The sequence below is a fragment of the Mycobacterium sp. genome (assembly GCF_035314665.1).
In the GTDB taxonomy this organism is placed as follows: domain Bacteria; phylum Actinomycetota; class Actinomycetes; order Mycobacteriales; family Mycobacteriaceae; genus Mycobacterium.
In genome coordinates this window covers 1-25,124 of record NZ_DATFZD010000126.1, presented here as the reverse complement: position 1 = coordinate 25,124, position 25,124 = coordinate 1, and the positions used below count along the sequence as shown (strand labels likewise).

The following is a 25,124-nucleotide window of genomic DNA, read 5'->3' as shown; positions in this document are numbered from 1 at the left end:
GCCGTTCAGCTAACGACTTCCGTGGCAGACACTGATACCGGCGCAGACACCCCGGCCGAAGGCTCGGTGCAACAGCCCCTGGCGAAGAAGCAGAACAAGCCGAAGAAGTCTCGGGCCGGCCGAAATCTGCCGGCCGCCATCGCCGTTGGCGGGGCCCTCGCCGTCACCATCGTCGCGATCCTGATATTTGATCGATACCTGTGGGTCCCACTGGTCGCCGCCGCCATCGCCATGGCCTCACACGAGGTGGTGCGCCGGCTGCGCGAGGCCGGTTACGTCATCCCGGTCATTCCGCTTCTGATCGGTGGCCAGGCCACGGTCTGGCTGACCTGGCCGTTTCATGCGGCCGGCGCGCTCGGCGGCTTCGGCGCCACGGCCGTGGTCTGCATGTTCTGGCGGCTGGCGCTCAAAGGCCCGCACCCGCCGGACGGCTCGGCCCGCGCCGACTCGTCATCCAACTATTTGAGGGATGTGGCGGCCACGGTCTTCTTGGCCGCCTGGGTGCCGTTGTTCGCGTCGTTCAGTGTGCTGCTGGTCTATCCGCACGACGGCTCGGGGCGGGTGTTCTGCTTGATGATCGGCGTGGTGTGTTCCGACGTCGGCGGCTACGCGGTGGGCGTGCTGTTCGGAAAGCATCTGATGGTCCCGGCGATCAGCCCGAACAAGTCGTGGGAGGGCCTGGCCGGTTCGCTGTTGTTCGGGGTTACCGCGACCGCGCTGACCGCGATCCTGCTGGTGCACAAACCGATTTGGGTCGGGGTGCTATTGGGCTTCACGCTGGTGGCCACTGCCACCCTGGGCGACCTGGTGGAATCGCAGATCAAGCGTGACCTGGGCATTAAGGACATGGGCCGGATTCTGCCCGGCCACGGCGGGCTGATGGACCGACTGGATGGAGCCTTACCGTCGGCGGTCGCGACCTGGATCTTCCTCACGCTGGTGGGCTGACGGCCGCTGCGGCCTCGGCGAGGACGGATACTGGTCGTGGGATGAAGCAACAGCTGGTGTTCGAGGCGCCGCGTCGAGGGCTGCCGCCGCGGCATCTGGCCGACCTTGATGAGGCCGCACGCGTGGACGCCGTCGCGGCACTGGGCCTGCCGCCGTTTCGCGCCAAACAACTCGCCCACCAGTACTACGGTCGGCTGATCGCCGACCCGCAGCAGATGACCGATCTGCCGGCCGCGGTCCGCGGCCAGGTGGCCGAAGCCCTCTTTCCGAACCTGCTGACTGCCACCCGGGAAATCGCGTGCGACGCCGGCCAGACTCGAAAGACGCTGTGGCGGGCCGTCGATGGCACCACCTTCGAGTCGGTGCTGATGCGCTACCCGCAGCGCAACACGGTGTGCATTTCATCGCAGGCGGGCTGCGGCATGGCCTGCCCGTTCTGCGCTACCGGCCAGGGCGGCCTGACCCGAAACCTGTCGACCGCCGAGATCGTCGAGCAAGTACGCGCCGCGGCGGTGGCGCTGCGTGACGACTGCGGAGACCGGCTGTCCAATGTGGTGTTCATGGGGATGGGGGAGCCGCTGGCCAACTACGCCAGGGTGCTGGCGGCGGTGCGTGGCATCACGGGAGGTTTCGGGATCTCGGCGCGATCGGTGACGGTGTCGACGGTCGGACTGGCCCCGGCGATCCGCAAACTCGCCGACGAGCGGCTCGGGGTGACGCTGGCGCTGTCACTGCACGCCCCTGACGACGAGCTGCGCGACACGCTGGTGCCGGTCAACACCCGGTGGAAGATCGGCGAAGCGATCGATGCTGCCCGCTACTACGCCGACGTCACCGGTCGACGGATTTCGGTGGAATATGCCCTGATTCGCGATGTCAACGACCAACCGTGGCGCGCAGACCTGCTCGGTAAGCGGCTGCATCGCGCGCTCGGTCCGCTGGTGCATGTGAACGTCATTCCGCTGAACCCGACGCCGGGCAGCGACTGGGATGCCAGTCCGAAGCCCGCTGAGCGGGAGTTCGTCCGGCGGGTCCGCGTCGCGGGCGTGCCCTGCACCGTGCGCGACACCCGCGGTCGCGAGATCGCCGCAGCGTGCGGCCAGCTCGCCGCCGACGGCTGAGCACGGCCGCTTGAACCGGACGACGGCAACCAACGTCAACCACTGTGTACAGCAAAGGAGACGAACATATGAGAGTCCGACTCTCGCTTGGAAGATTGGCGCTCGGCCTGGCAGCTGCCGCCCTGGTTCTCGGGCTGAGCACGGCGCCGCGGGTGCTGGCGGCCGACGATCGATTGCTATTCAACGGGACCACCCTCAGCGGTGCGCCGTTCAACGGCGCAGGCTTACAGGGCAAGCGCGCCGTGCTGTGGTTCTGGACGCCGTGGTGCCCGTTCTGCAACGCCGAAGCTCCTGGCCTAAGCCAGGTGGCCGCCGCCAATCCGGCTGTCACCTTTGTGGGCGTCGCGGCTCATTCCGATGTTGGGGCGATGCAGAACTTCGTCTCGAAGTACAACCTGAACTTCACCAACGTCAATGACACCGATGGCTCGATCTGGGCCCGCTACAACGTGCCCTGGCAGCCGGCGTGGGTGTTCTACAACTCTGATGGAACGTCCTCGTTTGTGAACAACCCCACCGCGGCGATGTCCCAGCAAGAGTTGTCCGGTCGGGTTACGGCGCTGAAGTAACGGCACAGCGGCATTCGTGGACCAAGGCCTAGTCAGCTTGGCGTTCGCCGCCGGACTGGTCGCGGCGCTGAATCCATGCGGTTTCGCCATGCTGCCCGCCTATCTCGTGCTGGTGGTACGCGGGGAGGGCGCCGGTGATCCCGAGACCCGGACCACTACGTCGACGGGATTGACCGCGGTCGGCCGAGCCTTGGCGGCGACCGCCGGGATGGGCCTGGGATTTTTGACAGTATTTGGGCTGTTCGGAGCGCTCACCATATCGGCCGGCGCCACCGTGCAGCGGTATCTGCCGTATCTGGTCGTGGCGATCGGCATCGTGCTTGTCGCCCTGGGGATTTGGCTGTTGCTAGGTCGCGAGCTGACGCTGTTGACACCCCGGCATCCGGGCGGGCGATGGGCTCCGACGGCTCGGCTCGGCTCCATGTACGGCTACGGCGTCAGCTACGCGATCGCCTCGCTGTCATGCACCGTCGGCCCGTTTCTGGCGGTCACCGCTGCTGGCCTACGTCGCGGCTCGCTGATCGGAAGCGCGTCGATCTATCTCGCCTACATCGCGGGTCTGACCCTGGTCGTCGGCGTACTCGCCATCGCCGCCGCGATCGCGAGCTCGGCGGTGGTGAATCGGCTGCGGCGAATCTTGCCGTACGTCAACCGGATCAGCGGCGCGCTGCTGATCCTCGTTGGCGTCTATGTCGGCTATTACGCGTTCTACGAGATCCGACTGCATAGCGCGCACGCCCTCGGGTCCGATGCGGTGCTCGCAGCAGCCGGCCGCGCACAAGGCGCGCTCGCCGGCTGGGTGCACCAGCACGGCGGAGGGCCGTGGGTCCTGGCGTTCGCGGTGCTGGTGGCGTGCGCACTCGTCGGCGCCTGGTACCGACGGGCACGGCGTAGTTGACCTGCGCGCACCAAGTTGATGCTTGCGGTGACATCAAAATGATGTCACCATGACACCATGGATTTGCAGCCGTACGTGGACGCGGTACGCCACGAGTTGAACCTGGCCGCCGCGGCCGGCGGCGCTGAGGCGCAAGCGCTGGCCGATCGGCTCAGCGCGCCACTGGAGTCGGCGATCCGATTGGCACTGCTCGAAGCGCTGTCGGCCGGCGTCGAAGAGATCACCAGCGAGCTCGCTCCACGCTCGGTAGAGCTCCGGCTGCGCGGCCGCGATCCCGAGTTCGTCGTCAGTGCGCCACTCGACGAGCCGGCGGCTCACCAGGCGTTCGACGTCGCGTTCGGCGACGACGAAGGCGGCACCTGGCGAATCACCCTGCGGCTCCCGGAGAGTCTGCGGGCGGCGGTCGAAGCCGCGACGCGCCACGACGGGTCGTCGCTGAACGCCTGGCTGGTCCGCGCGGTCGCGGCCGCCGTCCAGTCCAAAGCCGGCCGGGCCGCACCCGGCAGCGCCCGGCACGTAACCGGCTGGGTGCGCTGACACCCCCGTTGAAGGAGAAGACATGCCCACTTTCGACACCCCTGAGCCCATCGCGGTGCGCGTCGAGGCCGCGGCCGGCTCCGTCCGGCTCGTCGCCACGGACCGCGACGACACGGTCGTGACGGTGCGCGCCCACGACGAGGCCCGCGCTGCCGACGTCCGCGCAGCCGACCAGATTCAGGTGCACTACGACAACGGCAAGCTCACGGTTTCCGCACGGCGCGGCTTCGCGCTGTTCCGCGGCGGCGCAGTCGACATCGACATCGCGCTGCCCTCGCGGTCCCGGCTGAAAGCGTCGGTGGCCTCCGCCGATGTTCGCGCCGAGGGCGCGTTTGCCGACTGCAAGATCACCTCGGCCAGCGGCGACGTCGACGTCGACGACGTCGAGGGAAATCTCAAGGCGGCCACCGCTTCCGGCTCGATCACCGTGCAGGGAGTCGCCGGCGACGCGTCGGTCGCGACGGCGTCCGGCAACGCGACGATAGGCGAGCTCGACGGAGACCTGGTGTTCAAGGCTGCCAGCGGCGACCTCAGCGTTGCGCGGCTGTGCGGCGGCCTGCGCGCCCAGACGGCGTCGGGATCGGTCACCGTCACGACCGCAGTACGCGGCGCGATCTCGGCATTCACCAGCAGCGGTGAGGTCGGCGTCGGGGTCGTCGAAGGCACTGCCGCCCGGTTGGACTTGATCACCGGCTCAGGCGCGGTCACCAACCGGCTGGAGTCCGCCGATGGACCCGCCGAGGGCGACGACACGCTGCTGATTCACGTGCGCACCGGCTCCAGCGACATCGACATCCACCGGGCGGTTGCGACGCACAGCGCCGCCGGCTGAGCTGCCTACCTGAGCCAGCCGCGTCGGCGGCCCCACCAGTCCCGCACAACGAAGAAGAGCGCCAGCGCGGCGAAGCCGATCAAGTACAGGTTCTCGATGTGGCCGACGTGGTTGCCGTCCAACATCAGCAGCAAAAGGCCGACGATGCACAGGCCTACGATGTGCCAGTTGCGGTGGTTGATCTTGCTCCAGCCCCAGATCGCGGATGGCACGTCGGCGATGTCAACACCGCTGCTGCGCTCCACCTCGGTACCGGCCACGGCGACTCCTCCAGTTGGGATCAACTCCGACATTCGGGATGCCTCGACATTCTGGCACATCGCGGGTTGCGGAGGCGCGGCACAATAAGTGGGTGACCAACCGCCGCCTCAAGACCCTGGTGCTGGGCAGTACCGGCTCCATCGGCACCCAGGCGCTGGACGTCATCGCCGCCAACCCGGATCGCTTCGAGCTGGTCGGACTGGCGGCCGGCGGCGCAAACCCGGACCTACTGGCCCAGCAGCGCGCTGAAACCGGCGTCACCAACATCGCCGTCGCCGACGAACGCGCAGCTCAGACCGTCGGCGACGTCACCTACCACGGGCCCGACGCGGTCACGCGGCTGATCGAGAACACCGAGGCCGACGTCGTGCTCAACGCGCTGGTCGGCGCGCTCGGGCTGCAGCCCACGCTGACCGCACTGGCCACCGACGCCCGACTGGCCCTGGCGAACAAGGAATCCCTGATCGCCGGCGGACCGCTGGTGCTGCAGGCGGCGCGACCCGGCCAGATCGTGCCGGTGGACTCCGAGCACTCCGCGCTCGCGCAATGCCTGCGCGGCGGCTCCCCGGACGAGGTGGCCAAGCTGGTGCTCACCGCCTCCGGCGGGCCATTCCGTGGCTGGTCGGCCGTCGACCTCGAGCACGTCACGCCCGAACAGGCCGGCGCCCATCCGACCTGGTCGATGGGGCCGATGAACACCCTGAACTCGGCGTCGCTGGTCAACAAGGGACTCGAGCTGATCGAAGCCCACCTGCTCTTCGGCATCCCGTACCGGCGCATCGAAGTCGTGGTGCACCCGCAGTCGATTGTGCATTCCATGGTCACGTTCACCGACGGCTCGACGATCGCGCAGGCCAGTCCGCCGGACATGAAGCTGCCGATCGCGCTGGCGCTCGGCTGGCCGGCCAGAGTGCCCGCGGTGGCCGCGGCCTGCGATTTCTCCACCGCGTCGAGCTGGGAGTTCGAGCCGCTGGACACCCGGGTCTTCCCGGCGGTCGAGCTGGCCCGGCAGGCCGGCGAGACGGGCGGCTGCATGACCGCCGTCTACAACGCCGCCAATGAAGAAGCAGCCGAGGCTTTCCTGGCCGGGCGGATCGGTTTTCCGGCCATTGTGCGAACAATCGCCGAGGTCCTGAGCGCCGCCGACCAGTGGGCCGCCGAACCCGCTACCGTGGAAGACGTACTCGACGCGCAGCGCTGGGCCCGGGAGCGGGCGCGCAGCGCGGTCCTACAGGAGGTTCTACCAACGCGATGATGTTTGTTATCGGCATCGTGCTGTTTGCGCTCGCCATCCTGATTTCGGTGGCGCTGCACGAGTGCGGTCACATGTGGGCCGCTCTTGGCACCGGGATGAAGGTGCGGCGCTATTTCGTGGGCTTCGGTCCCACGCTCTGGTCGACCCGGCGCGGCGACACGGAGTACGGCCTCAAAGCCATTCCGGCCGGCGGGTTCTGCGACATCGCCGGCATGACGTCGGTGGAGGAACTTGCGCCCGACGAGCATGACCGGGCGATGTACAAGCAGAAGACCTGGAAACGCGTCGCGGTGTTGTTCGCCGGCCCGGGCATGAACTTCGTCATCGGTTTGGTGCTGATCTATGCCATCGCGGTCACCTGGGGACTGCCGAACCTGCACCCCACCGCGGTCATCGGTCAAACCGCTTGTGCGGCTTCGGAACTCAAACAAGGCCAGTTCGAGAAGTGCACCGGCGACGGACCTGCGGCCCTCGCCGGTATCCGGGCCGGAGATGTGGTGATCAAGGTCGGCAACACCCCGGTCACCGACTTCTCCGACATGGCCGCCGCGGTGCAAAAACTGCACGGCACCGTTCCGATCGTGATCAAGCGCGACGGCCAAACGATGACCAAGTACGTCGACATCGCGCAGCGGCAGCGCTACGTCACCGACGGCAAGGGTGGTGCGAAGCCGTCGACGATCGGGGTGATGGGCGTGATGGGCGCCGAACCCCGGCCGACGCCGTACAACGTCGTCACCGCGGTACCGGCCACCTTTGCCTTCACCGGCAACCTGTCGGTACTGCTGGGCAAGTCGCTGGTGGCCATCCCGACCAAGATCGGGGCGCTGATCCACGCGATCGGCGGCGGGCAGCGGTCCCTCGATACGCCGATCAGCGTCGTCGGCGCCAGCATCATCGGCGGGGACACCGTCGACCACGGCGTCTGGATGGCGTTCTGGTTGTTCCTCGCTCAGCTGAACTTCATCCTGGGCGTCATCAACCTGCTGCCGTTGCTCCCATTCGACGGCGGGCACATCGCCATCGCGCTGTATGAAAAGCTGCGCAACATGGTCCGGTCGGCCCGCGGCAAAGTCGCGGCGGCGCCGGTCAACTACCTCAAGCTGATGCCCGCAACCTACGTAGTCTTGGTGCTGGTGGTCGGTTACATGCTGTTGACGGTGACCGCCGACGTGGTCAACCCGATCCGACTGTTCCAGTAGGCCTAACAGATGGCTCGCGGAAAGAAGGGAGGCGAAGGCAAACCGTGACCACAGGTCTGGGCATGCCGGCAGCCCCGGCGCCCACGCTGGCGCCACGACGCAAGACGCGGCAGCTGATGGTCCGCGACGTCGGGGTGGGTAGCGATTATCCGATTTCGGTGCAGTCGATGTGCACCACCAAGACCCACGACATCAACTCGACCTTGCAGCAGATCGCCGAGTTGACCGCCACCGGCTGCGACATCGTCCGGGTGGCGTGCCCACGTCAGGAAGACGCCGACGCGTTACCGGCGATCGCCAAGAAGAGCCAGATCCCGGTCATCGCCGACATCCACTTCCAGCCGAAGTACATCTTCGCCGCCATCGACGCCGGTTGCGCAGCGGTGCGGGTAAACCCCGGCAACATCAAGGAATTCGACGGCCGGGTCGGCGAGGTCGCCAAGGCCGCGGCGGCGGCCGGCATCCCGATCCGCATCGGGGTGAACGCCGGCTCGCTGGACAAGCGGTTCATGGAGAAGTACGGCAAGGCCACGCCCGAGGCGCTGGTCGAGTCGGCGCTGTGGGAGGCCTCGCTGTTCGAGGAGCACGGCTTCGGCGACATCAAGATCAGCGTCAAGCACAACGACCCGGTGATCATGGTCGCCGCCTATGAGCAGCTTGCCGCGCAGTGCGACTACCCGTTGCACCTCGGCGTCACCGAGGCGGGGCCGGCGTTCCAGGGCACGATCAAGTCGGCCGTCGCGTTCGGCGCGCTGTTGTCGCGCGGCGTCGGTGACACGATCCGGGTGTCGCTCTCGGCGCCGCCGGTGGAAGAGGTCAAGGTCGGCAACCAGATCCTCGAGTCGCTGAACCTGCGGCCGCGGTCGCTGGAGATCGTGTCGTGCCCATCGTGCGGGCGCGCTCAAGTCGACGTCTACACGCTGGCCAACGAGGTCGCCGCCGGGCTCGACGGGCTCGAGGTGCCGCTGCGCGTGGCGGTGATGGGCTGTGTCGTCAACGGCCCGGGGGAAGCTCGCGAGGCCGACCTGGGTGTGGCTTCCGGGAACGGCAAGGGCCAGATCTTCGTTCGCGGCGAGGTCATCAAGACCGTTCCCGAGTCGCAGATTGTCGAGACGTTGATCGAGGAAGCGATGCGGATCGCGGAGGAGCGCGCCACCGAAGGCGGTCCCGGGTCATCTGCCAGCGGTTCGCCGGTGGTGACCGTAAGCTGATGAAGTAACTCGTCAGCGGCCGTGACGACGGCAGGAAAGAGCTCCGATGTCGGCTCCACCGATCTTTCGACTGGTCGACGAGCGACGGGTCACGGTGGCGCGCGACGCCGGAGCGGTGCAACGGGTTCTCGATGCCGACCCAGTCGGCTCCTGCATGGTGGCCGCCCGCGTCGCCGATCACGGTGTCGAGCCGACGGCGATCGGCGGTGAGCTGTGGAGCCGGCGCGGCGCCGCGGAATCGTTGTGCTATGCGGGTGCGAACCTGATCCCGCTGCGCGGCACGCTGCAGGACCTGAATGCGTTCGCTGACAAGGCGATGGCCACGGCGCGGCGCTGCTCGTCCCTGGTGGGGCGCGCCGAACTGGTGGTGCCCATGTGGCGCAGGCTCGAGCACACCTGGGGCCCGGCTCGCGATGTGCGGGAGCGTCAGCCGCTGATGGCCATGTCGTCCGCACCGTCGTGCCCGGCGGACGCCGGCGTGCGGCGCGTCCGGATCGACGAGCTGGACTCCTACCTGGTCGCCGCGATCGACATGTTCATCGGCGAGGTCGGTATCGACCCACGCCTTGGCGACGGCGGCCGCGGGTATCGCCGTCGGGTGGCGGGACTGATCGCCGCCGGTCGGGCATGGGCCCGGTTCGAGCACGGCGAGGTGATCTTCAAGGCCGAGGTCGGGTCGCAGTCTCCGGCGGTCGGCCAGATTCAGGGAGTCTGGGTGCATCCCGAATACCGGGGCCGCGGGCTGGGCACCGCGGGGACGGCGGCGGTGGTCGCGGCCGTCGTCGGCAGCGGGCGCATCGCGAGCCTGTATGTCAACAACTTCAACACCGTGGCGCGGGCGGCGTACGCCCGGGTGGGGTTCACCCAGGTGGGCACCTTCGCGACCGTGCTACTGGACTAGTACGGTCGCGGGCGCACGCGAGCAACTCGTCGACGTCGGACGCGGCCGAGGTTCAGACGGAAGTAACGGTTCGATCTCGGTGTGCCTTCCCGGATTTTGCAGAACACTTTCTTAACATCAGCCCCAATGGCAACTTTGATCTCGGCAGTATCGCGAGTGGCCGCTCTGCTGACCGTGGCAGCGGTGGTCGGAGCCGTCGACACAGTCAGTGCGTGCACTCCGCGCCCCGACGGGCCCGGCCCGGCCGCCGAGAAGTTCTACGCCGCGCTGGCCTCCGGCGACACCACCGGCGCGGCCAAATTGACCGACCGACCCGACGACGCCCGGGATGCGCTCAACGCCGCGTGGGCCGGGTTGCAAGCGACCCACTTCGACGCCCTGGTCCTCGGGTCGAGCTTCGACGAAGACACCGGCAGCGTCGACTATCGATACACCTGGCATCTGCCCAAGAACCGGATCTGGACCTACGACGGTCAGCTGAGCATGATTCGCGAAAACGGTCGCTGGGAGGTGCGCTGGACCGCGGCCGGGCTGCACCCGAAGCTGGGAGAGCACCAGACGTTCGCGCTGCGGGCCGACCCGCCCCGGCGGGCCTCGGTCAACGAGCTCGGCGGCACCGACGTGCTGGTGCCCGGAGACCTCCACCACTACCAGCTCGACGCCGCCGCGGCCGGAGACCAACTGATGCCGACCGCACGTGCGGTGGCCGATGCGCTGCGTCAATTCGATGACACGATGGACCCGCAGCGGCTTGCCGAGCAGGCCAGCTCGTCGACGAAGCCGCTTGACCTGATCACTCTTCGACCTGACGACCACGACAAGGTTGCCGGGATCGACGGACTGCCCGGCGTCGTCGTGACCCCACAAGCCGACCTGCTGCCCACCGACGACCACTTCGCGCCCGCGATCGTCGGCGAGGTGAAAAAGGCGGTCATCGACGAGCTCGACGGCGAGGCGGGCTGGCGGGTGGTCACCGTCAACCAGAACGGTGTCGACGTCAACGTCCTCAACGAGGTGCCCGGCTCGCCGGCGCCGTCGGTGTCGATCAGCCTCGACCGCGCGGTGCAGGACGCGGCCCAGGACGCCGTCGACAGCGTGGGCAGGAAGGCGATGATCGTCGCGATCAAGCCGTCCACCGGCGAAATCCTGGCCATCGCGCAGAACGCCGCCGCCGACGCCGATGGGCCCGTCGCCACCACCGGCCTGTACCCGCCGGGGTCGACGTTCAAGATCATCACCGCAGGCGCGGCGATCCAGCGCGACCTGGCCAGCCCGAACACGCTGCTCGGCTGTCCCGGCCACATCGACATCGGGCAGCGCACAATCCCCAACTACGGCGGCTTCGACCTCGGCACAGTGCCGATGTCGAAGGCGTTCGCCAATTCGTGCAACACCACGTTCGCCGAGCTGGCCAGCCGGATGCCTCCGAGCGGGCTGACCGTGGCCGCCGCCCAGTACGGCATCGGCCCGGACTATCAGATCGCCGGGGTGCCGACGGTATCCGGTTCGGTGCCTCCCACGGTCAACCTCGCCGAGCGGACCGAGGACGGTTTCGGCCAGGGCAAGGTGCTCGTCAGTCCGTTCGGGATGGCGCTCGCGGCCGCGACCGTCGCGGCCGGCAAAACGCCGGTACCGCAGCTCATCGAGGGTCAGCCCACGACAGTCACCGGGGACCACACACCGATCACGCCGCAGATGCTCGACGGACTGCGCCCGATGATGCGGCTGGTGGTCACGAACGGCACCGCCAAGGACATCGACGGAACCGGGGACATTCACGGGAAGACGGGGGAAGCCGAATTCCCGGGCGGGTCGCACTCCTGGTTTGCCGGATACCGGGGCGACATGGCCTTCGCGGCGCTGATCGTCGGCGGTGGCAGTTCGGAGTACGCGGTCCGGATGACCAAGCACATGTTCGAAGAGCTGCCCGGCGATTATCTCGCGTGACTTGTGCGGCCATCATCGCCGCCCGGATCTCGACGTCGTCCACGGCGGTGTAGCGCGCTGCGTGGTTGCCACCGAGGCATGCCCGAGCGCTTCCTGCACCGCGCGCAGGTTCCCGGTCCACTCACGCCGCACCACAACTCTCAGCGTCTTATGAGTTTGTGGCCAGGTTGAATCGAGGGGGCGCGGGAATCCTCCTGCCATGAGAAAAGGAATCGCAGGGTTAGCAGCGACGATGGTGGCGACCGGTGGTTTGGGGCTGGCCGGTTTGGGGCTGGCGTCAGGTACCGCCCAGGCCGACATCGCCCCGGTACCGCAGTATCACTGGTGCCCCGGCGACAATTGGGAACCGGGGTGGGGCGACAACTGGAACTGGGGTGGCTGCCACGACGACCACCACATGGACGCCGACGGATGGGACCACAGTCACGACTGGTGGGGGGACCGGGACGACCGCGGCGGCCCGCCGTGGCAGCCGTGGCAGTGGGGGCGCTAGTGAGCCAGAACGGACCCTTGCCCGGGGCCTTCTGCCGATGCGCGCTGGGTAACCTGGCGAGCTGATGATCGGCCTCTCCACCCCGCCGCCGGATGCCGTTCGCCTGCGGCCTTGGTAGGACGGTTACGAGGAAGACTCGATCTCGCGCGTGAACGGGTCTGGCGCGCTGATGGCCCCGCTGATCCCCGGGCCGTAGCGATAACCCGGGCCGTAGGCGCACCGGCGGTAAGTTTGGATGCCATGACGGGGATCAGTGAGGACGCGGCGGCGTTGCGCATCTCGGACGCCGACCGCAACGGCACGCTGCGCCGGCTGCACAACGCGGTCGCGCTGGGGCTAATCGACATCGACGAGTTCGAGGAACGCTCGGCGCGGGTGTCGCAGGCGCGGATGCGCGCCGACTTGGACACCCTCGTGGGCGACCTGCCCGGGCCCGGCGCGATCGTCACATCTGCCGCCGATCGCGTGCAGCTGCGCGGATGGCTCGGTTCGTTGAAGCGCTCCGGCGAGTGGATCGTGCCGACCCGGCTGGCGCTCGTGCGGCGGTTCGGGTCGGTCGAGCTGGACCTGGTCAACGCCCGCTTCGCCGGGCCGGTCGTGGTCATCGAACTCGACATGGTCCGCGGTTCGGTGAACATCCGGCTGCCCGACGGCGCAAGCGTCTCCGTCGATGACGTCGAGGTGTTCGGTGGCAGCGCGAGCGACCTGCGCAAGAACGCCCCCGCCGAGGGCACGCCCCACGTGGTGCTGACCGGGCGGATGGTGCTGGGTTCGGTCAAGATCAGGGGGCCGCGTCGCCAGAGATTCCGGCGCCATTGATGCTCCTCGCCCGAGAGGCTCGTCGGCACTTATTTCAACTAGGCTGGCTATATGACTGTTCGTTCCGCGCTGCGCGCCGGCGTGCTGTCGCCGACCCGGCCGGTGCCCAAGTCGATCCCGCGCCCGGAGTACGTCGGCAAGCCGACGGCGCGCGAGGGTCACGAGCCGTGGGTGCAGACACCCGAGGTGATCGAGAAGATGCGCGTCGCCGGGCGCATCGCCGCCCGAGCGTTGGCCGAAGCCGGCAACGCCGTTGCGCCGGGTGTGACCACCGACGAGCTCGACCGCATCGCCCACGAGTACATGATCGATCACGGCGCCTACCCATCGACGTTGGGCTACAAGGGTTTTCCGAAATCCTGCTGCACGTCGCTCAACGAGATCATCTGCCACGGCATCCCGGACTCGACCGTGATCGAGGACGGTGACATCGTCAACATCGACATCACGGCCTTCATCGACGGCGTCCACGGTGACACCAACGCGACGTTCCTGGCCGGCGACGTGTCCGAGGAGCACCGGCTGCTCGTCGAGCGCACGCGCGAGGCGATGATGCGCGCGATCAAGGCCGTGAAGCCGGGCCGTTCGCTGTCGGTTGTCGGGAGGGTGATCGAGTCGTACGCAAACCGGTTCGGCTACAACGTGGTTCGCGACTTCACCGGCCACGGCGTCGGCACGACATTCCACAACGGGCTGGTCGTGCTGCACTATGACCAGCCTGCCGTCACGACGATCATCGAGCCCGGCATGACGTTCACCATCGAACCGATGATCAACCTCGGCTCGATCGACTACGAGATCTGGGACGACGGCTGGACCGTTGCCACCAAGGACCGCAAGTGGACTGCCCAGTTCGAGCACACGCTGGTGGTCACCGACGACGGCGCCGAGATCCTCACACTGCCGTGACCCCGTGAGCGGCGCGCTGCTGGTCGCCGGCACCAGCTCCGACGCCGGCAAGTCGATGGTGGTCGCGGGGCTATGCCGTCTGCTGGTCCGCAAGGGCATACGGGTCGCACCGTTCAAGGCCCAGAACATGTCCAACAACTCTGCGGTCACCGCCGACGGGGGTGAGATCGGGCGGGCGCAGGCGATGCAGGCCCGCGCCGCCGGGTTGGTGCCCAGCGTCCGGTTCAACCCGATACTGCTCAAGCCGGGAAGCGAGTGCTCATCGCAATTGGTGTTGCGCGGCAGGGTGGCCGGCACGGTGTCTGCGGCGGACTACGCAGATCACCGCAACCGGCTCGCCGAAATGGTGGCCGGTGAACTCGCGTCGCTGCGCGCCGAGTTCGACGCGGTGATCTGTGAGGGCGCGGGTTCTCCGGCCGAAATCAACCTGCGCGCAACGGATCTGGCCAACATGGGGCTGGCCCGCGCCGCGAACCTGCCCGTCGTGCTGGTCGGGGACATCGACCGCGGCGGACTGTTGGCGCACCTGTTCGGGACGGTCGCCCTCCTCGAGCCTGCCGACCAGGCGCTGATCGCCGGGTTCATCGTGAACAAGTTCCGCGGCGACCGGACGCTGCTGGCGCCCGGCCTCGCCCAGCTGCGCGCGCTGACGGGCCGGCCCACCTACGGTGTGCTGCCCTACGCCGACAAGCTGTGGCTCGACGCCGAGGATTCGGTGTCAGTCGTCGCGCATCGAGTCGTCGGCACGCCGCAGCCGCCACGCGGCGACGACTGGCTGCGGGTCGCGGCGGTCCGGCTGCCCCGGATCTCCAACTCCACCGATGTCGAGGCGCTGGCCTGCGAACCCGGCGTGCTGGTGCGCTGGATCACCGATCCGGCCGACCTCGCCGACACCGACGTGGTGGTGATCCCCGGCAGCAAGGCCACCGTTGCCGACCTGGACTGGCTGCGCGCCCGCGGGCTCGCCGACGGCGTCGCCGCGCACGCCAATTCGGGCCGTGCCGTGCTCGGCATCTGCGGTGGTTTCCAGATGCTGTGCCGGCGCATCGACGACCCGGTGGAGTCGAAAGCCGGGCAGGTCGCGGGCCTGGGCCTGCTCGACGCCGACATCGCCTTCTGCCCCGAGAAGACACTTCGCGTATGGAAAATGCCGCTTTCGGGTTACGAAATCCACCACGGCCGGCTGACCCGGTGCACAGAGCCGAGCTGGGCCGACGTCGGCATCGCCCGTGACGCGGTATACGGCACGCACTGGCACGGGTTGCTCGACAACGACGCGTTCCGGCGCCGCTGGCTGACCGAGGCGGCGGCCGCCGCGGGAAGACACGGCTTCGTCGTCGCCGACGACGTCGACGTCGCGGCCCGGCGCGACGCGCAATTGGACCTGATGGCCGACCTGTTGACGGCGCACCTGGACATCGACGCGATCCACACGCTTCTGGACAGCGGTCCGCCCGCGCGCCCCGCTGTCGTCGCAGCCCTGCGGCAGTAGCCTGAAACGCATGCGGTGTCGGCGGGCGGGAAGGTGGGCTGGTGCGAGCCTGCTGGCCGTCGCAGTGCTGGCCGGGTGCTCGACGTCGGTCAGCGGGACCGCCACCTGGCCGGGCGCCAAGCTGGAGAAGGTGGTGCTCAAGCCCGACGACTTTCCGCCGGGCGTGGACTACGGCCGCATCGTCGAGAAGCCGGGACAGCCCGACAACGCCGGCGGCCCGGCGTCGATGCTGTCCAAGCCGGAGGGCTGCTCCAACGGACTCACCGACGTCATCGCCGCGACCGCCGAACGCGGACCGGGCAGCGCCGCGAAGTACAGCGTCGCCTACGACGGCGCGCGGACCGTGATGACAGTGTTGTCCTGGAAGCTCGACCTGGACCGGCTCGCCGCAACGGCCAGCCGGTGCGAGCACTTCGACGCGTTCTTCGACCCGGGCTCGGAGGGCATTCCGATCACCACGACGAAGCTCGCGCCTTCGCGGCCAGGCGAGTTGGTGTACCAGCAGACCATGCGACTGAACGGGCTCGAAGAGAGCGTCTTCATGGCGTTCGAGAACATCGACCGGATGGCGGTGTTCGGGATCGCCTTTCCGACAAAGCAAATGGGCGCAGAGCAACCTAACACGCCGAAAGCGACACTGCCGCAGACGTTCCTCGACATCGTCACCAAACAGGCGGACCGAATCCAGGGCAGCTGAAAGACCGCTGCAAGACCGCCCAAAGCCGCCCGCCAAGGTGCGTAGAGCAGGTAGCGTGCGTGAAATGCCTGGGTCGATGGTCACCGTCGACGGGTTCCCGGTAGCCGTCAGTGTGGCAGGCCCCGACAAGGGGCCCGTCGTTGTCATGCTCTGCGCAGCGCATCATGCGCCCGCCGCCTACGACCCTGTCTGCCAGCGTCTGCACACCGCGCAATTGCGGACCGTGGTGATCGCACCCGACCGGCGGCTGACCGCCAAGTCGGTGGTCGGCATCCTCGACTCGTTGGGCGTGCAGTGGGCGCTTCTGGTCGGTGACCGGGCGGGCGGCGAACTCGCGTGGGAACTGGCCGCGAGCAGGCTGGACCGTTTCATCGGTCTGGTCGTCATCGACCGCGGTCATCCGCGGGTGGCGGACATGACCGGCGTGGTTCGCGACCAACACTGCCCGCCGGTGGAGATCAACACCACCGCGCTGGTCAGCACGCCGGCCGCACGGGCGGTCGCCCGGGCCAGCCAGCGCTACGTGTACGGCGATTTCCGGCTGGTTGAGCTGCTGGGCCGGCGCAACGCCCAAGAGTCGACGGCCCAGCTCGCCGCCGAGATCGTGCTGCGTGCGAGCACCTGGTAGCGCGCCTAGTGCTTTGGTGCTTGGTGCTTAGTGCGCGGCTTCTTCGGGCGTCCAGGCCTGGGGCAGGCGCGGCTGGCCGGGGAACAGGAAGTCGATGAAGGCCGCGGCGGTGGGCTGCGGCTCGTGGTTGGCAAGACCGGGGCGCTCGTTGGCCTCGACGAACACGTATTCATCGCCAGTAACGTCCGGCACCAGGAGGTCGATGCCGGTGACGGGGATGCCGATCGCATCCGCAGCCGCGACAGCCACCCCGCACAAATCCGGGTTCACCTCGGCGGTGACGTCGTGGATAGTGCCGCCCTGATGCAGGTTCGCGGTGCGGCGCACCCGCAGCCGGTGACCCTCCGGCAGCACATCGTCAAACGACCATCCGGCCTCGGCGACCGTCGCCTCGGTGACCTCGTCAATCGGGATGCGTGACTCGCCACCGGTGGCCGCGGCGCGACGCCTGCTCTGGGCCTCGATCAGCTCCTGCACCTTGTGCCGGCCGGTGCCGATCACCTCGGCGGGCATTCGCAGCGCAGCTGCGATCACCCTGCCGTCGATGACCACCAAACGCAGGTCGTCGCCCGGCGCCAGCTGCTCGATGAGCACCTCCGGGCAGTGCTCGGAGGCACGGGCCAGCGCGGCATCGAGTTCGTCGGGCCCGTCGACACCGACGGTGATTCCCCTGCCCTGTTCGCCCCGCGCAGGCTTGACCACCACGTCGCCGACTTCCGCCAGGAACGCGTGGTCCTGTTCGTCGACCGTCGCCACCCGCCCGCGTGCTACGGCGATCCCTGCCTCGGCAACGATGCGCCGGGTGAGGCGCTTGTCGTCGCAGCGGCACATCGCGATGGCCGAGGTGAACTCCGAGAGCGACTCGCGCGTGACCACGGTTCGTCCGCCGTGGGTCAGTCGCATCTCCCCGGTTTCCGCGTCGAGCACCTCGACCTGGATCCCCCTGCGGATGGCCTCGTCGGCGATGATCCGGGCGTAGGGGTTGAGGTCGTCGACGGTCTCGGGTGGTCCGGCGGTGAAGAGCGGCTCGTTGATCGCATTCTTGCGCTTGATCGCCAGCACAGGGACGCGGCGGAAGCCCAGCTTCTCGTAGAGGGCGATGGCAGCAGCGTTGTCGTGGGCGACCGAAAGGTCCAAGTAGGCGCGGCCCTGCGAACGGTAGTGCTCTGCCAGCGCGCGGGTGAGCGCCTCGCCGACGCCGGGGAGGGCCGCGGAGGGGTCAACGGCCAGCGACCACAAGCTCGAGCCGTGCTCGGGGTCGGAGAACAACCGCTCGTGGTCGACGCCCGTCACCGTGCCGATCACCAGCCGGTCGTGGTCACGCACCGCGACCCGGTAGGTCACCGCCTCGGCATGGAGGTGGTTGTGCCAGATCACATCCACCGGTGCAGGAACCATCGAGCACCGGACGTAGACGCGGTTCATCGCGTCGGCGTCGGCGGGGCTCTCAAGCCCGCGCACGGTGATGCCGACCGCGGAGGCGCCGATCATGGATTCATCCCCGGAGAAGCGCAGCCGGTACGTGTGGCTGGGGTCGATGAACAGCTCGCTCGGCGACCGGGCGACGACGACATGGGATTCGCGGGCGTAGATGCAGATGTCGCGGCGTCCCGGGCCCTCCCTGCGCAGGACCTCCGGGAGCTTCTCGGGATCGGCGAAGGTCTGCCCGAAGATCAGCCGGCCCCAGCCCAGGTCGAGGACCACGTCCTCGGCCATCACGTCGACGAGGTGCTGCGGCGACGCGTGGTGAAGGCCGAGGGTGATCGCCTCGGGATGGTCCTCGTCGGGGTCGAGGACGGTCATGCGGCCGGTCCGGTGATGCGACGGCGCTGCAGCCACAGCTCCAGCAGCGCGATCTGCCACAGCTCGTTGCCCCGCAACGGGGTCAGGCGCCCGTTCGGGTCGGCCACGAGGCGGTCCACCGCCTCGGGGCGGAACAGGTCCCGCTCCTTGGCGGCGGGCGCGTACAGCGCGTCGCGGACCAGCTCGAGGTACGGGCCCTTGAGATGGGTCAAGGCAGGCACCGGGAAGTAGCCCTTCGGGCGGTCGATAACCTCGGCGGGAATGACGCGCCGGGCAGCCTGCTTGAGCACCCCCTTGCCGCCGTGCGCGGTCTTGAGCTCCGGCGGGCACGTAGCGGCCAGTTCGACCAGCTCATGGTCGAGGAACGGGACCCGGCCCTCCAGCCCCCACGCCATCGTCATGTTGTCGACGCGCTTGACGGGGTCGTCGACCAGCATCACCGTGGTGTCGAGCCGCAGCGCCCGGTCGACGCCGGTCTCAGCCCCGGCGCGGGCGAAGTGCTCGGACACGAACCGCCCGCTGGGGTCGCCGGCAGCCACTATGCCGGCATTCGCCAGGGCCCGGACGCCGTCGCTGTCACGGTCGAAGAACCCCTTGCGATAGCTCGCGACCGAGCCGTCGACGGTGGCGGCGTCCGGCGCGCTCATCGGTGGGTACCAGTGGTATCCGGCGAATACCTCGTCGGCACCCTGGCCGGACTGCACGACCTTCACGTGCCGCGACACCTCCTCGCTGAGCAGGTAGAACGCGACGCAGTCGTGGCTGACCATCGGCTCGCTCATCGCGCCGATGGCGCCGTCGAGCGCGGGCAGCATCCGGTCGGTGCCGATGCGCAACTGGTGGTGGTCGGTGTCAAACCGTTCGGCGACGATGTCCGACCACTTGAACTCGTCGCCTGCGACGCCGCCGACCGACTCGAAGCCGATCGAAAACGTCGACAGGTGGGTCTGGCCCGCCTCGGCGAGCAGGCCCACGATCAGGCTGGAGTCCACACCGCCGGACAGCAGGCAGCCGACCGGCACGTCGGCCACCATGCGCCGCTCGACGGCGACGCGAAGGGTCGACAGCACGGCGTCTTCCCAGTCGCGCTCGGACCAGTCCGACCGGTCGGCGTGACGGGTGAAGCAGGGCGTCCAATACGTCGTGGTGGTGCGGCGACCATCAGGCTCGATCGCGACGAGCGAAGCCGGGGGGACCTTCGTCACCCCTCGCAGGATCGTAAGTGGCGGCGGCACGACGGAGTGGAAGGACAGGTAGTGGTGCAGCGCGACGGGGTCGATGCGGGTGTCGACATCGCCACCGGCGACCAGCGCGGGCAACGACGACGCGAACCGGACGCGGTGCGCGTCCTCGGTGAGGTAGAGGGGTTTGATGCCCAGTCGGTCGCGGCCGAGCAGCACGCGGCCGCTGTCGCGCTCGACGATCGCGAAGGCGAACATGCCGTAGAGGTGCTCGACGAACCGGTCGCCCCAGTTGTGGTAGGCCTTGAGGATCACCTCGGTGTCGCTGTGGGAGAAGAACCGGTAGCCGTGGCCCGCCAGTTCGGCGCGCAGCGCCTTGTAGTTGTAGATGCAGCCGTTCCAGCAGACGGTCAGCCCGAGTTCGGCGTCGACCATCGGCTGGGCGGCGGCGTCGGAGAGGTCGATGATCTTCAGGCGCCGATGGCCGAGCGCGACCCGACCTCGCGACCACACGCCTGCCGCGTCCGGCCCGCGGGGCGTCATCGCCTCCGTCATGGCAGCCACGGCAGCGACGTCAGGCGTCCGGCCGTCGAGGCGTACCTCCCCGGTCGCTCCACACATCGTTTCGACCCTACCGCCTGGCCTTGCGCAGCATCGATACCGAGCGACCGCTCAGCCTTCCCGGGCGCTGAACCGCTCCTCGATGCGCGCGAACCGCCACACCAACAGCGCTACCGCCCAGGTCAGCACGAACATCGCGACGATGACGAGTCCGATGACGTTGAGATCAATGCCGGCAATCCAGCCCCAGAAGCCACCGGACAGCCCCAGCTGCCGGGCCAGCAACCCAAGCAGTTCAACGCTGCCGATGATCAGCGCGACGGCCACCGACAGCCCGGTGATCGTGATGTTGTAGTAGACCTTGCGCACCGGCCGCGAGAACGCCCAGCCGTATGCGAAGTTCATGAACGTGCCGTCGGCGGTGTCGAGCAGGCTCATCCCGGCGGCGAACAGCACGGGCAGGCACAGGATCGCGTACCAGGGCAGCCCCGCGACGGCACTGGTGCCGGCCAGCACGAGCAGCGCGATTTCGGTGGCCGTGTCGAAGCCGAGCCCGAACAGCAGTCCGAGTGGATAGGCGTGCCACGACTTCGAGATCGATCGGGTGAACCGTCCGAACAGCCGGTTCATCAGACCGCGGTTGTTCAGCTGCTGCTCGAGCGCGGCCTCGTCATAGTCGCCGCCGCGCATCCGCCGGAAGACCCGCACGATGCCGACAAGGATCACGATGTTGATGGTGGCGATCAGGTACAGAAACAGGCCGGACACGCTGGTGCCGATCAGTCCGGTGTAGCGGTGCAGTGCCGATGAGTCCTGTTCGACCGGCCCGGCGAGCGCCTTGACTCCGATCGACAGCAGCAGCGCCAGCCCGAACACCACCGTCGAATGCCCGATCGAGAAGAAGAATCCCACGCCGAGCGGGCGCCGGCCGTCGGCCATCAGCTTGCGGGTGGTGTTGTCGATTGCCGCGATGTGGTCGGCGTCGAATGCGTGCCGCAGTCCCAACGTGTACGCGGTGATGCCGACGCCGATGCCGAGAGCCTTGTCGCCCACGCTGAAATGCTGCGGCGCAACGAGTACGACGAGTGTCACCCAGCCGATCACATGCAGCGCGGCGATGACGCCGACCATCGACGCGAAGGTGAGCCATTCGCGCGCCGTCAGCGCGGCGCGCACACGGGGGAGCCACGACGCTGGTCGGTCCACCACCGTTTGACGGTAAGCCCGGTAGATGCGCTGTTGCAAGCAATTCGCAACAACCAGGTGTCCGGGTGGATTCGCGAACGTGAAGGTACTGCGAGATTTCGCCCGTGAGATTTCGCAGTGTGTTCACGGTGGGCGCTGCGTGCGCTCGGTCACCACCGCCATTGGCAGCGCGCGCGGCCGGGGAGACACTGTTTTCGTGACAAGGAAGGCCGCGGAGCGGATCGGTGATCTGCTGCGGGCGCGCGGGCTACGTCGCACCGCGCCGCGGATCGCGGTGCTGGCGACGCTGGAGCCGGTGCGCGGCCACCTCTCGGTCGCCGAGATCCATCAGCGGCTGCTCGACGCGAACCCGGTGGACGGTCCGGCGCCGGACCTGGCGACCGTGTATCGGACAGTGACCACGCTGGTGGAGCTCGGCGTGCTGCACGCGCTGACCGTCGAGGGCGGGGTGACCACCTACGGCCTCGCGGAGGACCCGCATCACCACGCGGTCTGCACCCGGTGCGGCGCGATCATCGAGGTGCCCGCGCATCAGCTCAGCTCGGCGCTGAAACACGCGATCGAGGGCAGTTCATTCACGTTGTCCGAGCGGGCCGGGCTGACGCTGCACGGCCTGTGCCCGAACTGCCAGGACTGATCGTGACGCCACGTCCGGCTCTCACCGACAGGTGCCAGCAGGATCAGCCGACAGTAGAGCCTCAAAGGTCTGCAGTCCTACCTTTGGAGGGACGGTTGAGTCAGATCGGGGCCAGCACGGCGGCAGGAGGAGCACCCAATGGTTGACTTTTCGGCATGTTGTCGCTGACCGAACTCGAAGAGCTGATCGCCGCGGGCGACATCGACACGGTGATCGTCGCGTTCGCCGACATGCAGGGCCGGCTGACCGGCAAACGGGTGTCGGCGCGGTTGTTCGTGGAGGACGTCGCCAAGCACGGCGCCGAATGCTGCAACTACCTGCTGGCGGTTGATGTCGACATGAACACGGTCGGCGGTTACGCGATGTCGAGCTGGGACACCGGCTACGGCGACATGGTGATGACGCCGGACTTCACCACGTTGCGCCGGATCCCGTGGCTGCCCGGCACGGCGCTGGTGATCGCCGATCTCAGCCGGGACGACGGCAGCCCGGTCACGGTCGCGCCGCGCAGCATCCTCAGATCGCAGATCGAGCGGCTGTCTCAGCGCGGCCTGGTGCCGTACACCGGCACCGAGTTGGAGTTCATCGTGTTCGACGACACCTATCGCGAGGCCTGGGCGAGGGGCTACCGCGGCCTGACCCCGGCCACCGACTACAACGTCGACTACGCGATGCTGGCATCGACCCGGATGGAGCGGCTGCTGCGCGACATCCGGCTCGGCATGATCGGCGCGGGCATGTACTGCGAAGGCGTCAAAGGCGAGTGCAACCTCGGCCAGCAGGAGATCGCGTTTCGTTACGACCACGCGCTGGTGACGTGTGACAACCACACGATCTACAAGAACGGCGCGAAGGAGATCGCCGACCAGCATGGAAAGAGCATCACGTTCATGGCGAAGTTCGACGAGCGCGAGGGCAACAGCTGCCACATCCACATCTCACTGCGCGGAGAGGACGGCAGCGCGGTGTTCGCCGACGCCGACGCCGAGATGTCGCCGCTGTTTCGCAGCTTCGTGGCCGGGCAGCTGGCCACGCTGCGCGAGCTGACCCTGTTCTATGCGCCGAACATCAACTCTTACAAGCGGTTTGTCGATGGCAGCTTCGCCCCCACCGCGGTGGCATGGGGAATGGACAATCGGACCTGCGCGCTGCGGATCGTCGGACACGGTCACGGCATGCGGATGGAATGCCGCGCCCCCGGTGGCGACGTCAACCAGTACCTGGCCGTGGCGGCGCTGATCGCCGGCGGCCTGCACGGCATCGACGAGAATCTCGAGTTGCCGGCCCCCTTTGAGGGCAACGCCTACGAAAGCGGGGCCGAGCGGCTCCCGACCACGCTCGCCGAAGCCGCCGCGCTGTTCGCCGGCTCGAAGGTGGCGCGCGGGGCGTTCGGGGAGGAGGTCGTCGAGCACTATCTGAACAACGCGCGCGTCGAGTTGGCTGCATTCAACTCCGCGGTGACGGACTGGGAGAAAGTACGGGGATTTGAACGGCTCTGAAGCTTTCGCCGGGTTGCGGCCCGTGCTGGGCATGACTACCTACCTTGAGCAGGCACAGACCGGGATTTGGGACGTGCGTGCCAGCTTCCTGCCGCACATCTACTTCGACGGAGTCACCCGCGCCGGTGGCATCGCGGTGCTGCTGCCCCCGCAGCCGGTCGACGAGCACATCGCCGCGCGGGTCCTCGACGGGCTGGACGGATTGGTGATCACGGGCGGTAAGGACGTCGATCCGTCGCGGTACGGGCAGGTGCCGCACCCGATGACCGACGACCCCCGAGCCGACCGCGACGCCTGGGAATTCGCGCTGCTGGCCGGCGCACTGCGGCGCGGCATGCCGGTGCTCGGCATCTGCCGCGGCGCCCAGGTGCTCAACGTCGCACTGGGCGGCACACTGCACCAGCACCTGCCCGACGTGCTCGGTCACAGTCGTCACCAGGCCGGCAACGCGGTGTTCAGCACCTCGACGGTGCGGACGGTGCCCGGCACACGACTCGCGTCGCTGATCGGACGCTCGTCGGATGAGCAGTGCTACCACCACCAGGCGATCGCCGACCTGGGCAGCGGCCTGATCGTCGCGGCGCACGACCCCGACGGCGTGATCGAGGCGATCGAACTGGCCGCCGAGAACTTCGTCGTCGCGGTCCAGTGGCATCCCGAGGAACGGCTCAATGACCTGCGGTTGTTCGCCGGGGCGGTGGCTGCCGCAACAGCGTTTGCGATGGGGCGTGTCGGCGGATGACGACATCTGACGTCATCAACCCCGCCACCGAGGAGGTGCTGCGGACCGTCGAGCAGGTCGACGCAGCAGGCGTCGACGACGCGGTGGTCAGGGCCCGAATTGCGCAGCGCGATTGGGCCAGGCTGGCTCCCGCTGACCGGGCCGCGCGGCTACGCGTCTTCGCGGCAGCGGTCGACGAGCACATCGACGAGCTCGCGGCGTTGGAGGTGGCCAACTCCGGCCACCCGATCTCGTCGGCGGAGTGGGAAGCCGGCCACGTCCGCGATGTTCTCCAGTACTACGCGGCCAGCCCGGAGCGGCTGTCCGGCAAGCAGATTCCGGTAGCGGGTGGTCTTGACGTCACGTTCAACGAGCCGCTTGGAGTGGTGGGAGTCATCACCCCGTGGAACTTCCCGATGACGATCGCGTCGTGGGGCTTTGCGCCCGCCCTGGCCGCGGGCAACGCGGTCCTGGTGAAGCCGGCCGAGTGGACGCCGCTGACAACGATGCGCCTGGGTGAGGTGGCGGTCGAGGCGGGGCTGCCCGCCGATCTGTTCCAGGTGCTGCCGGGCAGGGGCTCGGTGGTCGGGGAGCGGTTCGTCACGCACCCGGACGTGCGCAAGATCGTGTTCACCGGTTCCACCGAAGTCGGCACGAAGGTGATGGCGGGTGCGGCGGATCAGGTCAAGCGGGTCACCCTCGAACTCGGCGGCAAGAGCGCCAACATCGTCTTCGACGACTGCGACCTGGAGAAGGCGGCAGCGACCGCACCCTACGGGGTGTTCGACAACGCCGG

25 protein-coding genes are annotated in these 25,124 nt (G+C 68.2%); 21 read left to right on the top strand and 4 right to left on the bottom strand.

Translation table 11 applies throughout. The features are described from left to right. Positions 1 to 21: 21 nt before the first annotated feature. The 6 genes from VKI00_RS09945 to VKI00_RS09920 all read left to right on the top strand — a co-directional run bounded on the left by VKI00_RS09945 (position 22) and on the right by VKI00_RS09920 (position 4,905). Positions 22 to 948, top strand: a complete 927-nt coding sequence (locus VKI00_RS09945; RefSeq protein ID WP_324437171.1) for a phosphatidate cytidylyltransferase — start codon at positions 22 to 24, stop codon at positions 946 to 948. Between the two features lie 41 nt (positions 949 to 989). Beyond that, positions 990 to 2,069, top strand: a complete 1,080-nt coding sequence (rlmN, locus tag VKI00_RS09940) for a 23S rRNA (adenine(2503)-C(2))-methyltransferase RlmN (protein WP_324437169.1) — start codon at positions 990 to 992, stop codon at positions 2,067 to 2,069. Positions 2,070 to 2,137: 68 nt separating this feature from the next. Continuing rightward, positions 2,138 to 2,638, top strand: a complete 501-nt coding sequence (locus VKI00_RS09935) for a protein disulfide oxidoreductase (RefSeq protein WP_324437167.1) — start codon at positions 2,138 to 2,140, stop codon at positions 2,636 to 2,638. 16 nt (positions 2,639 to 2,654) lie between these two features. Continuing rightward, positions 2,655 to 3,536 carry a cytochrome c biogenesis CcdA family protein gene (locus VKI00_RS09930; protein ID WP_324437165.1) on the top strand — a complete coding sequence of 294 codons (882 nt, stop codon included), beginning with the start codon at positions 2,655 to 2,657 and terminating at the stop codon, positions 3,534 to 3,536. A gap of 57 nt (positions 3,537 to 3,593) precedes the next feature. Then, positions 3,594 to 4,073, top strand: a complete 480-nt coding sequence (locus VKI00_RS09925; RefSeq protein WP_324437163.1) for a histidine kinase — start codon at positions 3,594 to 3,596, stop codon at positions 4,071 to 4,073. Positions 4,074 to 4,095: 22 nt separating this feature from the next. Further along, positions 4,096 to 4,905 (top strand): DUF4097 family beta strand repeat-containing protein, encoded by an 810-nt coding sequence (locus tag VKI00_RS09920; RefSeq protein ID WP_324437161.1) that lies wholly within the window; start codon positions 4,096 to 4,098, stop codon positions 4,903 to 4,905. Positions 4,906 to 4,910: 5 nt separating this feature from the next. Here the strand turns inward: VKI00_RS09920 and VKI00_RS09915 are convergent, their stop codons facing one another. After that, positions 4,911 to 5,165 carry a DUF2631 domain-containing protein gene (locus VKI00_RS09915; protein WP_324437160.1) on the bottom strand — a complete coding sequence of 85 codons (255 nt, stop codon included), beginning with the start codon at positions 5,163 to 5,165 and terminating at the stop codon, positions 4,911 to 4,913. A 38-nt stretch (positions 5,166 to 5,203) separates the two neighbouring features. Here VKI00_RS09915 and dxr point away from each other — a divergent pair, with 38 nt between their 5' ends. The 11 genes from dxr (at position 5,204) to VKI00_RS09860 (ending at position 16,720) form a co-directional block, all read left to right on the top strand. After that, positions 5,204 to 6,421, top strand: a complete 1,218-nt coding sequence (gene dxr, locus VKI00_RS09910; protein WP_414687162.1) for a 1-deoxy-D-xylulose-5-phosphate reductoisomerase — start codon at positions 5,204 to 5,206, stop codon at positions 6,419 to 6,421. Continuing rightward, positions 6,418 to 7,623: a M50 family metallopeptidase gene (locus VKI00_RS09905; protein WP_324437158.1), complete on the top strand. Its 1,206-nt coding sequence runs from the start codon at positions 6,418 to 6,420 to the stop codon at positions 7,621 to 7,623. The genes dxr and VKI00_RS09905 overlap by 4 nt, the downstream gene beginning before the upstream one ends. Positions 7,624 to 7,667: 44 nt before the next feature. After that, a complete protein-coding gene (ispG, locus tag VKI00_RS09900; protein ID WP_324437157.1) occupies positions 7,668 to 8,834 on the top strand; it encodes a flavodoxin-dependent (E)-4-hydroxy-3-methylbut-2-enyl-diphosphate synthase in 1,167 nt (388 codons plus the stop codon). A gap of 46 nt (positions 8,835 to 8,880) precedes the next feature. Then, a complete protein-coding gene (locus tag VKI00_RS09895) occupies positions 8,881 to 9,735 on the top strand; it encodes a GNAT family N-acetyltransferase (RefSeq protein ID WP_324437154.1) in 855 nt (284 codons plus the stop codon). 126 nt (positions 9,736 to 9,861) lie between these two features. Beyond that, positions 9,862 to 11,682 carry a penicillin-binding transpeptidase domain-containing protein gene (locus tag VKI00_RS09890; protein ID WP_324437152.1) on the top strand — a complete coding sequence of 607 codons (1,821 nt, stop codon included), beginning with the start codon at positions 9,862 to 9,864 and terminating at the stop codon, positions 11,680 to 11,682. A gap of 199 nt (positions 11,683 to 11,881) precedes the next feature. Beyond that, a complete protein-coding gene (locus VKI00_RS09885) occupies positions 11,882 to 12,175 on the top strand; it encodes a hypothetical protein (RefSeq protein WP_324437150.1) in 294 nt (97 codons plus the stop codon). A 240-nt stretch (positions 12,176 to 12,415) separates the two neighbouring features. Continuing rightward, on the top strand, positions 12,416 to 12,994 hold the full coding sequence (locus VKI00_RS09880) for a DUF1707 SHOCT-like domain-containing protein (RefSeq protein ID WP_324437148.1): 579 nt from the start codon (positions 12,416 to 12,418) through the stop codon (positions 12,992 to 12,994). Positions 12,995 to 13,045: 51 nt separating this feature from the next. After that, positions 13,046 to 13,903, top strand: coding sequence for a type I methionyl aminopeptidase (gene map / locus VKI00_RS09875; RefSeq protein ID WP_324437147.1), 858 nt, complete (start codon positions 13,046 to 13,048; stop codon positions 13,901 to 13,903). A 4-nt stretch (positions 13,904 to 13,907) separates the two neighbouring features. Then, entirely contained in the window at positions 13,908 to 15,395 is a 1,488-nt protein-coding gene (locus VKI00_RS09870; protein WP_324437145.1) for a cobyric acid synthase, read from the top strand. Between the two features lie 10 nt (positions 15,396 to 15,405). Then, complete coding sequence (locus VKI00_RS09865) at positions 15,406 to 16,092, top strand: hypothetical protein (RefSeq protein WP_324437143.1); 687 nt, start codon at positions 15,406 to 15,408, stop codon at positions 16,090 to 16,092. A gap of 64 nt (positions 16,093 to 16,156) precedes the next feature. Then, positions 16,157 to 16,720, top strand: a complete 564-nt coding sequence (locus VKI00_RS09860) for an alpha/beta hydrolase (protein ID WP_324437141.1) — start codon at positions 16,157 to 16,159, stop codon at positions 16,718 to 16,720. Between the two features lie 27 nt (positions 16,721 to 16,747). On the opposite strand, the gene ngg is transcribed toward VKI00_RS09860, so the two are convergent. From ngg to VKI00_RS09845, 3 genes are read right to left on the bottom strand one after another with little or no spacing between them, the layout of a single operon-like run. Continuing rightward, positions 16,748 to 18,523 carry an N-acetylglutaminylglutamine synthetase gene (gene ngg / locus VKI00_RS09855; protein WP_324437139.1) on the bottom strand — a complete coding sequence of 592 codons (1,776 nt, stop codon included), beginning with the start codon at positions 18,521 to 18,523 and terminating at the stop codon, positions 16,748 to 16,750. Further along, complete coding sequence (locus VKI00_RS09850; RefSeq protein WP_324437137.1) at positions 18,520 to 20,325, bottom strand: N-acetylglutaminylglutamine amidotransferase; 1,806 nt, start codon at positions 20,323 to 20,325, stop codon at positions 18,520 to 18,522. The genes ngg and VKI00_RS09850 overlap by 4 nt, the downstream gene beginning before the upstream one ends. A gap of 51 nt (positions 20,326 to 20,376) precedes the next feature. Further along, positions 20,377 to 21,474 (bottom strand): HoxN/HupN/NixA family nickel/cobalt transporter, encoded by a 1,098-nt coding sequence (locus VKI00_RS09845; RefSeq protein ID WP_414687161.1) that lies wholly within the window; start codon positions 21,472 to 21,474, stop codon positions 20,377 to 20,379. 193 nt (positions 21,475 to 21,667) lie between these two features. On the opposite strand from VKI00_RS09845, the gene VKI00_RS09840 reads away from it, so the two are divergent. From VKI00_RS09840 to VKI00_RS09825, 4 genes are all read left to right on the top strand, one after another. Then, complete coding sequence (locus VKI00_RS09840) at positions 21,668 to 22,108, top strand: Fur family transcriptional regulator (protein WP_324437135.1); 441 nt, start codon at positions 21,668 to 21,670, stop codon at positions 22,106 to 22,108. 155 nt (positions 22,109 to 22,263) lie between these two features. Then, positions 22,264 to 23,607, top strand: a complete 1,344-nt coding sequence (locus tag VKI00_RS09835) for a glutamine synthetase family protein (RefSeq protein ID WP_324437133.1) — start codon at positions 22,264 to 22,266, stop codon at positions 23,605 to 23,607. Between the two features lie 31 nt (positions 23,608 to 23,638). Continuing rightward, positions 23,639 to 24,349, top strand: coding sequence for a gamma-glutamyl-gamma-aminobutyrate hydrolase family protein (locus VKI00_RS09830; protein ID WP_324437131.1), 711 nt, complete (start codon positions 23,639 to 23,641; stop codon positions 24,347 to 24,349). Next, on the top strand, positions 24,346 to 25,124 hold a 779-nt coding region (locus VKI00_RS09825; protein ID WP_324437130.1), incomplete at its 3' end, for an aldehyde dehydrogenase family protein. The genes VKI00_RS09830 and VKI00_RS09825, both read left to right, overlap by 4 nt.